This is a genomic window from Streptomyces sp. TRM70350 (assembly GCF_019219825.1).
Lineage (GTDB): Bacteria > Actinomycetota > Actinomycetes > Streptomycetales > Streptomycetaceae > Streptomyces.
On record NZ_JAHUXH010000001.1, the window covers coordinates 240,309 to 254,569 of the forward strand.

The 14,261-nt window shown below is 70.8% G+C and carries 12 protein-coding genes; 7 read left to right on the forward strand and 5 right to left on the reverse strand.

Annotation, left to right across the window (positions count from 1 at the left end):
* Nucleotides 1–4 precede the first annotated feature (4 nt).
* The 3 genes from KWI83_RS01060 to KWI83_RS01070 are packed head-to-tail and all read right to left on the reverse strand — an operon-like array spanning nt 5 to nt 3,318.
* Nucleotides 5–967, reverse strand: a complete 963-nt coding sequence (locus KWI83_RS01060) for a carbohydrate ABC transporter permease (RefSeq protein WP_218512301.1) — start codon at nt 965–967, stop codon at nt 5–7.
* A complete protein-coding gene (locus tag KWI83_RS01065) occupies nt 967–2,253 on the reverse strand; it encodes an ABC transporter substrate-binding protein (protein WP_218512302.1) in 1,287 nt (428 codons plus the stop codon). The genes KWI83_RS01060 and KWI83_RS01065 overlap by 1 nt, the downstream gene beginning before the upstream one ends.
* A gap of 42 nt (nt 2,254–2,295) precedes the next feature.
* Nucleotides 2,296–3,318 (reverse strand): carbohydrate kinase family protein, encoded by a 1,023-nt coding sequence (locus KWI83_RS01070; RefSeq protein ID WP_218512303.1) that lies wholly within the window; start codon nt 3,316–3,318, stop codon nt 2,296–2,298.
* Nucleotides 3,319–3,466: 148 nt separating this feature from the next.
* Between KWI83_RS01070 and KWI83_RS01075 the strand changes: the two genes are divergently transcribed.
* The 5 genes from KWI83_RS01075 (at nt 3,467) to KWI83_RS01095 (ending at nt 10,946) form a co-directional block, all read left to right on the forward strand.
* Entirely contained in the window at nt 3,467–4,231 is a 765-nt protein-coding gene (locus tag KWI83_RS01075; protein WP_218512304.1) for a DeoR/GlpR family DNA-binding transcription regulator, read from the forward strand.
* Nucleotides 4,228–5,568: a 6-phospho-beta-glucosidase gene (locus tag KWI83_RS01080; protein ID WP_218512305.1), complete on the forward strand. Its 1,341-nt coding sequence runs from the start codon at nt 4,228–4,230 to the stop codon at nt 5,566–5,568. Before KWI83_RS01075 ends, KWI83_RS01080 begins: the two co-directional genes overlap by 4 nt.
* 21 nt (nt 5,569–5,589) lie before the next feature.
* Nucleotides 5,590–8,634 (forward strand): glycoside hydrolase family 38 C-terminal domain-containing protein, encoded by a 3,045-nt coding sequence (locus KWI83_RS01085; RefSeq protein ID WP_218512306.1) that lies wholly within the window; start codon nt 5,590–5,592, stop codon nt 8,632–8,634.
* A 2-nt stretch (nt 8,635–8,636) separates the two neighbouring features.
* The gene (locus tag KWI83_RS01090; RefSeq protein WP_218512307.1) at nt 8,637–9,887 is read left to right on the forward strand and encodes an alpha-L-fucosidase; all 1,251 of its coding nucleotides are present in this window, start codon (nt 8,637–8,639) and stop codon (nt 9,885–9,887) included.
* Between the two features lie 234 nt (nt 9,888–10,121).
* A complete protein-coding gene (locus KWI83_RS01095; RefSeq protein ID WP_256361602.1) occupies nt 10,122–10,946 on the forward strand; it encodes a sulfotransferase in 825 nt (274 codons plus the stop codon).
* Nucleotides 10,947–11,034: 88 nt separating this feature from the next.
* Here KWI83_RS01095 and KWI83_RS01100 read toward each other — a convergent pair whose 3' ends face one another.
* Nucleotides 11,035–12,156: an ATP-grasp domain-containing protein gene (locus tag KWI83_RS01100; protein ID WP_218512309.1), complete on the reverse strand. Its 1,122-nt coding sequence runs from the start codon at nt 12,154–12,156 to the stop codon at nt 11,035–11,037.
* A 293-nt stretch (nt 12,157–12,449) separates the two neighbouring features.
* On the opposite strand from KWI83_RS01100, the gene KWI83_RS01105 reads away from it, so the two are divergent.
* Entirely contained in the window at nt 12,450–13,310 is an 861-nt protein-coding gene (locus KWI83_RS01105) for a metallophosphoesterase (RefSeq protein ID WP_218512310.1), read from the forward strand.
* Nucleotides 13,307–13,987, forward strand: coding sequence for a 4'-phosphopantetheinyl transferase superfamily protein (locus KWI83_RS01110; protein ID WP_218512311.1), 681 nt, complete (start codon nt 13,307–13,309; stop codon nt 13,985–13,987). Before KWI83_RS01105 ends, KWI83_RS01110 begins: the two co-directional genes overlap by 4 nt.
* A gap of 24 nt (nt 13,988–14,011) precedes the next feature.
* Here KWI83_RS01110 and KWI83_RS01115 read toward each other — a convergent pair whose 3' ends face one another.
* Entirely contained in the window at nt 14,012–14,248 is a 237-nt protein-coding gene (locus KWI83_RS01115; protein ID WP_218512312.1) for a hypothetical protein, read from the reverse strand.
* Nucleotides 14,249–14,261: the final 13 nt, after the last annotated feature.

Genomic DNA, 14,261 nt, shown 5'->3' on the forward strand with positions numbered 1-14,261 from the left:
CTCCCTATGCTTCGCCCCGGCGCTGCACCAGGCGCCAGTTGATGATCGAGAAGAGGACGACGACGAGGAAGATGCCCCACGCGACGGCGGCGCCGTAACCGAAGTCGTTGTTGTCGAAGGTCTGCTGGAAGAAGTAGAGGACCATCGTCCGGCCGGCGTGGTCGGGGCCGCCCGAGAACGTCGACTCGTTGGCCGTGGTCTGCAGCAGCACCTGGGGCTCGGCGAAGCTCTGCAGTCCGGTCACCGTCGAGACGACCAGCACGAACAGCAGCACCGGCCGCATCAGCGGCAGCGTCACCCGGAAGAACGTCTGCACCGGCCCGGCGCCGTCGATACGGGCCGCCTCGTACAGATCGCTCGGGATGGTCTGCAGCCCGGCGAGGAAGATGATCGCGTTGTAGCCGGTCCACTGCCAGGTCATCAGCGTGGCGATGGCGGCCTTGATGCCCCACGGCGTGTTCAGCCACGCCACCTGGTCCACGCCGACCGCCTGCAACAGGGCGTTCATCAGGCCGAAGTTGGTGGAGAAGACGGAACCGAAGATGATCGCTACCGCGACGATCGAGGTGACGTTCGGCAGGAAGTACGCGAAGCGGTAGACGTTCTTGAAGCGCACCGCCGAGTTGAGCATCACGGCCGTCACCATGGCGAGGAAGATCATGGGGAAGGTGGCCAGCGCCCAGATGACGATCGTGTTCCCGATCGACTGCCAGAAGTCGCTGTCGGTCAGCAGGTACTGGTACTGCGCCAGGCCCGCCCCCTCCATCGAGCCGAGGCCGTCCCAGCGGTGGAAGGAGAGGTAGAGCGAGAAGCCGACGGGGATCAGGCCGAAGGCGAGGAAGAGGAGGTAGAAGGGGGAGATCGCGGCGTAGAGGTGCCAGTGCTTGCGGAGGCCGCTCTTCGGCCGGGCCGCGGGTGTGTCCTGAAGAACCGTCGGGGGCTTCTCCACTGCGGGGAGGGTGGCCATCAGTGGCTCACCCCCAGGTGGTCGGCGATCCGCCGGCACTTGCTCATGGCGTCACTCCAGGCTTTCTCCGGGTCCTTGCCGAGGACACCGACGTTCTTGATCTCGTCCCGGATCGGCTGCCCGAGCGCGATGTCGTACGGGCTGTTGAAGGCGACCGGGATCCGCTCGGCGGCCGGACCGAAGACGTCCATCGTGATCTGGTCGCCGAAGAACGGGTCGGGCTCGCGCAGCTTCTTCATCGCGTACGAGGCCGGGGTGGACGGGAACAGCCCGGCCTCGACGAAGCCCTGCGCCTGGTTGTCGGCGTTGAGCATCCAGGTGATGATCTCGAAGGCCCGCTCCGGCTCCCGGCACGCCTTGGTGATCGACAGGAACGAGCCGCCGACGTTCGAGGGACCGCCGGGGCAGCCGGCGACCCGCCACCTGCCTTTGGTCCCGGGCACCTCCAGCTTGAGGTCGCCCGCCGCCCAGGAGGCGTTGAGCGCGCTGGGCAGCAGGCCCTTCTCCTTGGCCGAGATCGAGTCCGGCGTGCCCGAGACGATGTTCGACACGATCCCGCGCCGCTTGGCCTCCACGGCCCGGTCCCAGCAGGCGCGGACGTGCTCGCCGTCGCCGATGAAGTGGCGGTCCCTGTCGACGAAGCGCGTGGTGCCCTGGCCGATCGACATCTCGAAGACGCTGCCGACGTCGGTCAGGATGTACGTCCCCGGAATCCGCCTCTTGAGCTGCTCGCCCGCCGAGAAGAACTTCTCCCAGGTGTCCATCTCGCGGGAGACGTCGTCGGGCTCGGAGGGCAGTCCTGCCTGCTCGTACACGGCGGGCTGGTAGTACTGCACCACCGGCCCCACGTCGATCGGGAACCCGATGAGGCTGCCGTCCGGGGCGATTCCCTGCTCCCACTTCCAGTCCAGGTACTGGCTCTTGAGCCGGTCGGCGCCGAACGTCCGCAGGTCCACGAACTGGTCGGCGTTCGGCAGGTACGAGGCCATGTCCTCGCCCTTGAGCCCCGCGATGTCGGGGACGTGGGCGCGCCCGGCCATGGTGGTGATCAGCTTGGACCGGTAGTAGCCGCCGATCTGCTGGGCCTTGAGGCTGACGACGTTGTCGTAGCGGGCCTTGGCCTCCTTGACGACGGTGTCGCTCAGACCGCCGCTCCAGTACCACAGGACCATGTTCCGCCCGGTCGAACCGGTCGGAACGGCGCAGCCGGACGCCAGGCCGCCGAGCGCCGTGGCGGCCGTACCGGCCAGGCCCGCGCGCAGCAGGCCTCTTCGTGAGAGCCGCACAGCTCCCACCGCCTTTCGGATGTGTGACGTGTGCGAGAGGGGTCAGCGGGAAGTGCCGTTCGGGGGTGTGACGGGGGCGTGGTGGACGGGTGGTCCCGGATCCGCCGGGATGCGGTCGCCGAGGAAGCCGTACGCGCCCTTCAGCTCGGAGTCCCTCAGCGCACGCCACCACCGGTCGACGCCGTACCAGCCGGGGGCGGCGAGCGCCCCGCCGTGGTGCCGGACGGACAGCCCGGCCGCGAGCACCGAGAAGCGCAGCCGTTCCACAAGCGGCCAGCCGCCCAGCGACGCGGTGACGAAGCTCGCGCCGAAGACGTCCCCGGCGCCCGTCGCGTCCAGGACATCGATGTCGAGCGCGGGCACCTCCGCGTACTCGCCGGTGATCTGGTCGACGGCGACCGCGCCCTCGCCGCCGCGTGTCACCACGGCCACCGGCACCAGCTCGGCGAGGACGCCGAGCGCCGCGACCGCGCTGTCGGTGCGGGTGTAGGCCATCGCCTCGCTCGCGTTGGGGAGGAAGGCGTGGCACAGGGAGAGCTGTTCGAGGAGGTCGGTGGACCACTGCCGACTCGGATCCCAGCCCACGTCGGCGTATATCTGTGTGCCGTTCGCGGCCGCCTTGGCGAGCCAGGCGTGGGATTCGGCCTCGATGTGCACGAGGGCCGTGCGTGCCTCGGGCGGATCGCCCATGAGTGCGTCCTGCGAGTACGGCGGCCGACTGCCGTGGGTGACGAGGGCCCGGTCGTCGCCGTGCGCGATCGAGACGGTGACCGGGGTGTGCCAGCCGTCGGCGGTGCGGGACAGGGAGAGGTCGACACCCTCCTGGCCGGCGAGGATCTCGCGGCAGTGGCCGCCGTAGAAGTCGTCGCCGAAGACGGTGGCGAGGGAGGTCGACAGGCCGAACCGGGAGGCGGCCACCGCCAGGTTGGCGATCCCGCCCGGGCCGCAGCCCATGCCGGTGGTCCAGATCTCCTCGCCCGGCGTCGGTGGCCTGCCCAGACCCGTGAGGACGAGGTCGTAGAAGAGCAGCCCGGTCAGCAGCACATCGGGCCGTTGGTCGTCCACGCGCACATCCTCTCGCTCAAAAGTCGTCAACCTCTCTGGCGGGGTTGACGGGAGTTGACGGGAATCGTGCGCCGCTCCGGGAGTTTGGTCAATACCCGAGCAGGAGTGAGCATAGAAATGATTGCGAATGACGAGTACTGTTCGCGGCGTGCTGGCAGAACGACGACACCAACTCATCCTGCGGGCCCTGCGCTCCGGCGGCCCCGCGGCCGTGACCGATCTCTCCGAGCAGCTGGGGGTGAGCCCCGCCACCATCCGGCGTGACCTGGTGAAACTGGAGGAGGACGGCCTGCTCACGCGGGTGCACGGCGGCGCCGTGGTCGAGGAGGGCGACCAGCCCTTCGCCGAGGTCGCCGAGGTCCGCGTGCCCGAGAAGGACGCCATAGCGGTGCACGCGGCCGCGATGATCGAGGACGGTCAGTCGGTGCTCCTCGACATCGGCACCACCGCCTACCGGCTGGCCCGCCAGCTGCACGGCCGCCGGCTCACCGTGATCACCAGCAATCTGGTGGTCTACGAGGAACTCGCCGACGACGAGGGCATCGAGCTGGTGCTGCTCGGCGGCATGGTCCGCCGCGAGTACCGCTCCCTGGTCGGCTTCCTCACCGAGGACAACCTGCGCCAGCTGCACGCCGACTGGCTCTTCCTCGGCACCAGCGGGGTACGGCCCGGCGGGCAGGTGATGGACACGACCGTCGTCGAGGTTCCGGTCAAGCGGGCCATGATCAAGGCCGGTGAAAGGGTCGTACTGCTCGCGGACTCGGCGAAGTTCCCGGGTACGGGAATGGCGAAGGTCTGCGGTCCCGAGGACCTGGACGTGGTGGTGACGAACGCGCCGCTGAACTCGGCGACGCGGGCCTCCCTGGAAGAGGCCGGTGTCGAGGTGGTCGTGGCAGGAAAGGTTCAAGCGTGAAGCTGACGATTCTGGGCGGTGGCGGATTCCGGGTGCCGCTCGTGTACGGGGCGCTCCTCGGGGACCGTGCCGAGGGCCGGGTGACGCGCGTCGTGCTGCACGATCTGGACGCCGGTCGGCTGCACGCGGTCACCCGCGTGCTGGCCGAACAGGCCGCCGGTGTCCCCGACGCGCCCGAGGTCACCGCCACCACCGACCTCGACGAGGGCCTGCGCGGCGCCGACTTCGTGTTCTCCGCGATCCGCGTCGGCGGCCTTCAGGGGCGCGCCGACGACGAGCGGGTGGCGCTGGCCGAGGGTGTCCTGGGCCAGGAGACCGTCGGCGCGGGCGGCATCGCCTACGGCCTGCGGACCGTGCCGGTCGCCGTCGACATCGCCCGGCGCGTCGCCCGGCTCGCGCCCGACGCGTGGGTCATCAACTTCACCAACCCGGCCGGACTGGTCACCGAGGCCATGTCCCGCCACCTCGGCGACCGCGTCATCGGCATCTGCGACTCGCCGGTGGGCCTCGGCCGCCGTATCGCCCGCGTGCTCGGCGTGAAGAACCCGGCGGAGGCGTGGATCGACTACGTCGGCCTCAACCACCTCGGCTGGGTGCGCGGCCTGCGCGTCGCGGGCCGCGACGAACTGCCGCGTCTGCTCGCCGACCCGGACCTGCTGGGCTCCTTCGAGGAGGGCAAGCTCTTCGGCGTCGACTGGCTCCAGTCGCTGGGCGCGATCCCCAACGAGTACCTGCACTACTACTACTTCAACCGCGAGGCCGTCCGCGCCTACCAGGCGGCCGAGCAGACCCGTGGCGCCTTCCTCCGCGACCAGCAGGCCCGTTTCTACGCGCAGATGCGCAACGCGGACGCCTCCGCGCTCCAGGCCTGGGACGCCACCCGCGCCGAGCGCGAGGCCACGTACATGGCGGAGAACCGGGAGACGGCGGGCGCCGGTGAGCGGGACGCCGACGACCTGTCCGGCGGGTACGAGAAGGTGGCGCTGGCACTGATGCGGGCCATCGCGCGGGACGAGCGGACGACCCTGATCCTCAACGTCCGCAACCGCAGCACGCTGTCGGTGCTCGACACGGAAGCTGTCATCGAGGTGCCCTGCCTGGTCGACGCCAACGGCGCCCACCCGGTCTCCGTCGACCCGCTGCCCGGCCACGCCACCGGCCTGGTCTGCGCGGTGAAGGCGGTCGAGCGCGAGGTGTTGTCGGCTGCCGAGTCCGGTTTTCGTACGACGGCTGTGAAGGCCTTCGCGCTGCATCCGCTGGTCGACTCGGTCAACGTGGCCCGGCGGCTCGTCGACGGCTACAGGGCCGTCCACCCCGGCCTGTCGTACCTCAAGTAGAGCCCCGAGGAGGGCAGTTCCATGCACGACGAACGCCGCCGGATCGAGGAGCGCGTCGAGCGCCTCCACAACCAGCGCATCAAGCCCGCGATCTACGCGGCCACCGTCCCCCTCACCGTCGAGTCCTGGCAGGCACCGGGCGAGCCGGTCCCGTTCGCGGAGGCCGCAGGCGCCCCGTACGAGCCCTTCGCCATGAACACCCCCTGGGGCCCGCCCTGGGGCACCACCTGGTTCCGCATGCGCGGACAGGTCCCCGCCGACTGGGCGGGCCGGCGTGTCGAGGCGGTCATCGACCTCGGCTTCGTCGGCGACTGGCCCGGCAACCAGGCCGAGGCCCTGGTCCACCTCGCGGACGGCACCCCGCTGAAGGCGGTCAACCCGCAGAACCAGTACGTGCCGATCGCGCACCCGGCCGCGGGCGGGGAGCCGGTCGACTATCTGGTCGAGGCGGCCTCGAACCCCGACATCCTGGCGAACGACTTCGCGGAGCCGACGCCCCTCGGAGACGTGCGCACCGCCGGGGACAAGCCCCTCTACACCTTCCGCCGAGCCGACCTCGCGATCCTCGACGAGGCGGTCTGGCACCTCTCCCTCGACGTCCAGGTGCTGCACGAGCTGATGCTGGAGCTGGGCGAGCACGACCCGCGCCGCCACGAGATCATGCACGCGCTCGACCGGGCGATGGACGCCCTCGACCTGGACGACATCTCCGGTACGGCGGCCGACGCCCGCGCGGTCCTGCGCCCCGTCCTCGCCAGGCCCGCGCACGCCAGCGCGCACACCCTCTCCGCCGTCGGCCACGCGCACATCGACTCCGCGTGGCTGTGGCCGATCCGCGAGACCAAGCGCAAGACCTCCCGCACCTTCTCCAACGTCACCGCGCTCGCCGAGGAGTACGACGAGTTCGTCTTCGCCTGCTCCCAGGCCCAGCAGTACGAGTGGGTGCGCGACAACCACCCCCAGGTGTGGGAGCGGATCAAGAAGGCGGTCGCCGACGGCAGCTGGGCGCCGGTCGGCGGCATGTGGGTGGAGGCCGACGGCAACCTGCCCGGCGGTGAGGCCATGGCCCGCCAGCTGATCCACGGCAAGCGCTTCTTCATGGAGCACTTCGGCATCGAGACCAAGGGCGTCTGGCTGCCCGACTCCTTCGGCTACACCGCCGCCTACCCGCAGCTCGCCAGGCTCGCCGGGAACGAGTGGTTCCTCACCCAGAAGATCTCCTGGAACCAGACCAACAAGTTCCCGCACCACACCTTCTGGTGGGAGGGCATCGACGGCACCCGCGTCTTCACCCACTTCCCGCCCGTCGACACCTACAACGCCGAGTTCTCCGGCAAGGAGATGGCCCACGCCGTCCGCAACTACCAGGACAAGGGCCGCGGTACGAGGTCGCTGGCGCCCTTCGGCCACGGCGACGGCGGCGGCGGTCCCACCCGCGAGATGCTGGAGCGCGCCCGGCGGCTGGCCGACCTGGAGGGCTCGGCGAAGGTCCGCATCGAACACCCGGACGCCTTCTTCGCCGCCGCCCGCGCCGAGTACCCGGACGCCCCGGTCTGGGTCGGCGAGCTCTACCTGGAGCTGCACCGCGCCACGTACACCACCCAGGCCCGCACCAAGCAGGGCAACCGGCGCAGCGAACACCGGCTGCGCGAGGCGGAGTTGTGGGCGACGACGGCGGCCCTGCACGCGCCGGGCTACGCGTACCCGTACGAGCGGCTCGACCGCCTGTGGAAGACGGTCCTGCTCCACCAGTTCCACGACATCCTGCCGGGCTCGTCGATCGCGTGGGTGCACCGGGAGGCGGAAGCCGAGTACGCGCGGGTGGCGCAGGAGCTGGAGGCGCTGACGCGGGAGGCGTTGGCGGCGCTGGGGACGGGCGAGGCGCGGGCGTTCAACACCAGCCCGTTCGACCGGCACGAGGTGGTCCGGAGCGCCGACGGCGAGACCACCGTCGTGCAGGTCCCGGCGAACGGCAGCGCGCCCCTGGACAACACCCCGACCCCCGACATGGTGATCGTCACCGACCGCACCCTCGACAACGGCCTCGTCCGCGTGACCGTCGCAGACGACGGCACCCTCGCCTCCGTCCGCGACCTGCGCGCCCACCGCGAGGTCCTCGCGGGCCCCGGCAACCTGCTGCGCCTCCACACGGACCTGCCCAACTACTGGGACGCCTGGGACATCGACAAGCACTACAGGAACCGCTGCACCGACCTGCTGGACGCCGACTCCATCACCATCGTGGAGCGGGACCCCCTGCTGGGCGCGCTGAAGATCGAGCGCTCCTTCGGCCGGGGCTCGAAGATCACCCAGACGATCACCCTCCGCTCCGGCAGCCCCCGCATCGACATCGAGACCGAGATCGACTGGCACGAGGCCGAGAAGATCCTCAAGGCGGCCTTCCCGGTGGACCTCCGCGCACCCCACTCCTCCGCCGAGATCCAGTTCGGCCACGTCCAGCGCCCCACGCACACCAACACCAGCTGGGAGTCGGCCCGCTTCGAGGTCTCCGGCCACCGCTGGGTGCACATCGGCGAACCCGGCTACGGCGTAGCGGTCCTCAACGACTCCACGTACGGCCACGACGTCACCCGCACGGTCCGCGAGGACGGCGGTACGACCACGACCGTCGCCCTCAGCCTCGTCCGCGCCCCGCGTGTCCCGGACCCGGAGGCCGATCAGGGCCGCCACCGCTTCACGTACGCCCTGCTGCCCGGAGCGACCGTCGAGGACGCGATCGCCCAGGGCTACGCCCTCAACCTCCCGCTGCGCGTCGCGGACTCCGCGGGCGCCCCGGAGCCCGTCGTCTCCGTGGCGGGCGAGGGCGTGACCGTCGAGGCCGTGAAGCTCGCCGACGACCGCTCCGGCGACGTCGTCGTACGGCTCTACGAGTCCCGGGGCGGCCGCGCCACCGGCGTCCTGCGCACCGGCTTCCCCCTCGCGGGTGCTCAGGTGACCGACCTCCTGGAACGCCCCCTCGGTGCAGCGGACCTCGACGGCGAGGGAGCGGTCCGGGTCGAGCTGCGGCCGTTCCAGATCCTGACCCTTCGACTGGCCAGGAGCTAGCCGTGCCCATGCAGCCCTGGTTCACCGACGCCAAGCTCGGCATCTTCGTCCACTGGGGCGTCTACGCCGTCGACGGCGTCCAGGAGTCCTGGTCGTTCTACGACGACATCGTGCCGTACGACCAGTACATGTCCCAGCTGGACCGCTTCACGGCCTCCCGCTACGACCCGCGCGCCTGGGTGAAGCTCTTCGCGAGCGCCGGTGCCAGGTACGCCGTCCTGACCAGCCGCCACCACGACGGCGTCGCCCTGTGGGACACCGCCCACGGCGACCTGAACGTGGGCCGCGACCTGATCGCCGGATACGCCGACGCGCTGCGCGAGCAGGGCCTCAAGGTCGGTCTGTACTACTCGCACTCCGACTGGAGCCACCCCGACTACGCCTCCACCCGCAAACCGGGCCGACCACCGGAGCTGGCGGACAACCACTACTCGGAATGCCCGGCCGGGGAGGAGGACCCGGCCGCCTGGGAGCGGTTCCTCGCCTACCGCGACGGCCAGATCCGCGAACTCACCTCCCGCTACCGGCCCGACCTGATGTGGTTCGACGGCGAGTGGGACCGCAGCGCGGAGCAGTGGCGCATCCCCGAGCTCGCCGCGCTGATCCGCTCCGAGGTGCCGGACGTCGTCCTCAACGCCCGCATGCTCAGCGAGGGCGACTACGCCACACCCGAACAGGGCGCCCCGGTGGTCCCGCCCGAAGGCCCCTGGGAGCTGTGCCTGACGATCAACGACTCGTGGGGCCACCAGCACCACGACCACCACCACAAGTCGGTGGACCAGCTGATCCGCTACTTCACCGAGACGATCGGCGGCGGTGGCAACCTGCTGCTCGGTGTCGGCCCGCGCGAGGACGGCACCATCCCCGCGGAACAGGCCGAACGGCTTCAGGGGCTCGGCGCGTGGATCCGCAGGCACGCGGAGGCCGTGTACGGGACCGGTCGGGGCCTCCCCGCCGGGCATCACTACGGCCCGAGCACCCTCTCCCCGGACCGCCGCACGCTGTACCTGACCCTCTTCGACGCCCCACGCGCCGAGATCAACGTGCGCGGACTGCTCAGCCGGGCGCGCCGGGTGACGGTGCTCGGCGTCGGCACCGAGCTGTCCCACCACGTCACCGGCGGCCTGCACGAGACACCGGGCGTGCTCTGGATCGAGCCACCCGCCGAGGCCGACCTCGACCCGCACGCCACCGTGCTCGCCGTCGAACTGGACGGCGAACTGGAGCTGTACCGCGGGCCGGGCCGGTTCTGACCCCCGTCGCCGAGCAGATGGACAGGGAGTCGTAGGAACTTTTAAGGAAGTGGTAAAGCGCCAGGTCACCGACGGAAAACGGCCGTCCGTGACCCCGGCGCTTTGCTCTTTGGACACCTGGAGTTCGCCTGATGCCCGTGACATTCGGAAGCACGGCGGCAAGAGAGAGGTGTCACGGTGCGAGACCCGCGTATGTCTTCGATCAGCAAGGGCCTGAGGCGTCGAGGGAGGCTGATGATCCAGGCGGTGAGCCCGCCGCGCCGTACCCTGAGCGCCATTCCCTCGCCGCGGAACGCCGGGCAGGGGAAGTCGTCGTACACCGCCCCGCGCGCCCCACGGCTGGTGGACTCGCCGGTCTTCGTGCTCTCCTCGGTGCGCTCCGGCTCGACCCTCCTACGGGTCCTGCTCAACAGCCACAGCCGCATCCGGGCCCCGCACGAGATGCACCTGCGCACGGTCCATGTGCAGCTGACCCGCAGCTTCACCGCGGCCGCCATGCAGGAACTGCAGCTCGACAGGCAGGAGCTGGAGCACGTCCTGTGGGACCGCATCCTGCACCTGGAGCTGACCCGCAGCGGCAAGGACGTCATCGTCGACAAGACGCCGCCCAACACCCTCATCTGGCCCCGGCTGGAACGGGGTTGGCCGAACGCCCGCTACATCCTGCTGCTCCGCCACCCGGGCGCGGTCATCGCGTCCCTGACGGACCGCCGCCAGAACCCTGATCTCGAGGCCATCCACGAAGAGGTGCTCCAGTACGCGGAGAAGCTGGAGGAGGCGCGCCGGAACCTCACCGGCACACACGTGATCACGTACGAGGAACTCACCGCCGAGCCGGAGAAGACGACGCGCGGCGTCTGCGAGTATCTCGGCGTCGAGTGGGAGAGCGGCATGCTCGACTACGGCAGCCGCGACCACGGCACGTTCCGCCCCCAGCTCGGCGACTGGAGCAGCACGATCAAGTCGGGCCGCATCCATCCCGCCCGCGGGGCCGACCCCACAGCCGAACTCCCGCCCAGGCTGGCGGAGTTGGCAAAGGCGTGGGGGTACCCGACCTAGCCACGGAAGCAGACGGCAAGGGGGCGCCGGTAAAGGGGCGCGGGGAACTGCGCGACCAGCCCCCACACCCCCGCACCCGGCACACAACCTAAAGCGGCAGTACCTCCGCCGCAGACTGAACCCGCGCAGCCTCCGGAACGGCCGTCGGCAACACCGCGGCCTTCTCCGTCCGCTGCGGCAGAACGGAAACCGCCCGCACCGGCCGAGGAGCGGCCACCACCGTGTAGTCCTGCCCGAGGAACGGCGGCTCGATCACCCCCGGGTCATCGCCCAGCGCCAACCGCACAGCGGCCCACGGCGCATTCACCCCGCACAGCGACAGCTGGTGCAACCCACCGGCCGGACGCGCGTTGACATCCATCAGCACCGGCTGCTCACCGAACATCCGGAACTGGATGTTGGACAGACAGTGCAGCCCGAACCCCTCGGCGATCCGCCGCGCCGGCTCCACGAACCGCTCGTCCAGCGTGAACCCGCGACGACGCCCGCGCTTCGTCCGCCCGACGGCCAGCCGGACCACGTTGTCGCGCCCGGTGAGGCAGTCGACGGACACCTCCGGCTGCTCCAGCCGCGGCATCACCAGCCAGTCCACCGGCTCGTCGGCCTGCCGCAGCGCCTGCAGCACCAGGTCGAGCTGGACGTACGGCGTAGGGAACCCGTTGAGGTGCAGCAGCGAGAAGGGGGCGCGCGTGATCACGCGGAAGCCCACCCCGCCCGCACCGGACGCCGGCTTGAAGCAGGCCTTGTGCCCGCCCGCCTCCAACTCCTCGACAGCGGCGAGGAGTTCGTCGGCGCTGCGCACCCGCCACCACGGCGGCACGGGCCCGCCGATCGCCTGGACCGCCTCGTAGGCGACCACCTTGTCCTGGAAGACGGCCACCGCCTCCGGCGGTGGCGCCAGCAGTGCCGTACCGACCGCCTCGAACTCGGCGCGGTGCGCCACGATCGCCGCCTGGTGCAGCCGCGGCACGAACACGTCGATCGAGCGCCTGGCGCACACGTCCAGGGCGTACTCGACGTACCCGGCGGGGGACAGGCCCTCGGGCTCCAGATCGGCGGTGTCGGCGGCGGCGAGGACGGGCGAGTCGGGATCGCCGTGCGTGGCATGGATCTCGACGGCCCGGTCGCTGGGATTTCTCCGCAGCTGATCCATGAAGAACACGTTCTCCGCGTACGTGCGGTTGAGCCAGACGCGTACGCGAGAGACCATGCAGGCCGCCTTTCACGGTTCGCGGGCACGGCGGAGCGGGGCCGGCCCGGCCTGGGGGTGGTTGGAGGGACACCGAACCGCCCCGTGTGAAGGGAGGCAGTGGGCGGTGGTGTTGGGGCGATCATACGGCTTCTCGGGCCCGCCGCGTGCAACATGCGGGTTACGGAATTTCCGATCGCACCCGCCCGTGGCGGGGCTTCCTGATATCCCCCAGCGCGCTCCGGTCGCCCTTGCCGACCGAGGCGGGCATGTGATCTCGTGGTCCCGACTGTGTGATCGTGAGGGGGCGACAGGTGACATCGACGGCCGGTGGTGCCGGGCAGCTGCTGGCCATCAGTGACCTGCACATCGGGTACGCGGAGAACCGCGAGCTGGTGGAGAGGATGCGCCCCGAGACCGATGACGACTGGCTGCTGGTGGCCGGGGACGTGGCGGAGAGCGTGGCCCGCATCCGCTGGGCGCTGCAGACCCTCGCGGGCCGCTTCCGCAAGGTGATCTGGACCCCCGGCAACCACGAGCTGTGGACCCACCCGTCCGACACCGTCACCCTGCGCGGCGTCGCCCGCTACGAGCACCTCGTCGACATGTGCCGTGAGCTGGGCGTGACGACACCCGAGGACCCGTACCCGATCTGGGAGGGCCCCGGCGGCCCGGTGGCCGTGGCGCCGCTGTTCCTGCTGTACGACTACTCGTTCCTGCCGACCGGCTGTACGACCAAGGAGGAGGGGCTCGCGTACGCGCACTCGACCGGGGTCGTGTGCAATGACGAGCATCTGCTGCACCCCGACCCGTATCCCACGCGCGAGGCCTGGTGCCGGGCGCGGGTCGCGCAGACCGAGCGGCGGCTCGCCGAGATCCCGCAGGACCTGCCGACCGTGCTGGTCAACCACTATCCGCTGGACCGTCACCCGACCGAGGTCCTGTGGTACCCGGAGTTCGCCATGTGGTGCGGCACGCGGCTGACCGCCGACTGGCACCGCAGGTTCCGGGTCGAGACGATGGTCTACGGCCATCTGCACATCCCGCGGACCACCTACCACGAGGGCGTCCGCTTCGAGGAGGTGTCGGTGGGCTATCCGCGCGAGTGGCGCAAGCGCGAGCAGCCGCCGGGCCGGCTGCGCCGCATTCTGCCGAGAAAGGACGCGACGCCGTGATCGAGGAGCTGCTGCCCGACTCGGTGGTGTCCGTGGAGGTGCACGGCGACGACGGGACCGAGCCCGCGCCGCTGTACCCGGAGGAGGCGGCGATCGTCGCACAGGCGGTCGCCAAGCGGCGGCGCGAGTTCGCCGTCGTACGCGCCTGTGCGCGCCGTGCCATGGAGAAGCTCGGCGTGCCCCCGCAGGCCGTGCTGCCCGGCGAGCGCGGCGCCCCCGGCTGGCCGGCCGGGCTGGTCGGCAGCATGACCCACTGCGACGGCTACGGCGCCGCCGCACTGGTCCGCGCCACCGACCTGGCCTCCCTCGGCATCGACGCCGAACCGCACGCGCCGCTCCCGGCCGGCGTGCTGGAGGCCGTGGCCCTGCCGAGCGAGCAGGACCGGCTGCGCGGGATCACCGCGCGTCACCCGGGCGTCCACTGGGAGCGCCTGCTGTTCAGCGCCAAGGAGTCCGTCTACAAGGCGTGGTTCCCGCTCACCCGGAAGTGGCTGGACTTCTCCGAGGCCGACATAGAGATCGTCGTCGGCCCCGACGGGGCGCCGCACGGTCGTTTCTACGCCGAACTCCTCGTCCCCGGCCCCGTGGTCGACGGCCGCCGCCTCGGTTCCTTCGACGGCCGCTGGACGGTCCAGCGGGGGCTGGTGGCGACGTCGGTGACGGTGCCGCACGCCTGACGGCGTGCGGTCGTCGTCCCTCCCTCAGTGCTCGGGGCACCAGCTCTTCAACAGGTGGAAGAAGGCCTCCTCATTGCCCGTCAGGCCCGCCTGCGCCAGGGCCTGTTCCGCCTCGGCGAGGACGGTGGGCGGGACCACGGGTGGTCGACGGGCCTCCGGCGGGCCGGCCGCAGTGTCGAACGCCGCTCGTACCGTGTGCAGCAGGCGCAGATAGGCCTGCACGGCGGTGCGTTCCCGGTCGGTCAGTACGGCAGTGTGCATCGGTCGGCTCTCC

What these genes read in the sequence shown, in the direction of transcription:
- KWI83_RS01060 (WP_218512301.1), bottom strand. Translation starts at nt 967, where the DNA reads ATGGCCACCCTCCCCGCAGTGGAGAAGCCCCCGACGGTTCTTCAGGAC.
- KWI83_RS01085 (WP_218512306.1), top strand. Translation starts at nt 5,590, where the DNA reads ATGCACGACGAACGCCGCCGGATCGAGGAGCGCGTCGAGCGCCTCCAC.
- KWI83_RS01095 (WP_256361602.1), top strand. Translation starts at nt 10,122, where the DNA reads ATGATCCAGGCGGTGAGCCCGCCGCGCCGTACCCTGAGCGCCATTCCC.
- KWI83_RS01100 (WP_218512309.1), bottom strand. Translation starts at nt 12,156, where the DNA reads ATGGTCTCTCGCGTACGCGTCTGGCTCAACCGCACGTACGCGGAGAAC.
- KWI83_RS01115 (WP_218512312.1), bottom strand. Translation starts at nt 14,248, where the DNA reads ATGCACACTGCCGTACTGACCGACCGGGAACGCACCGCCGTGCAGGCC.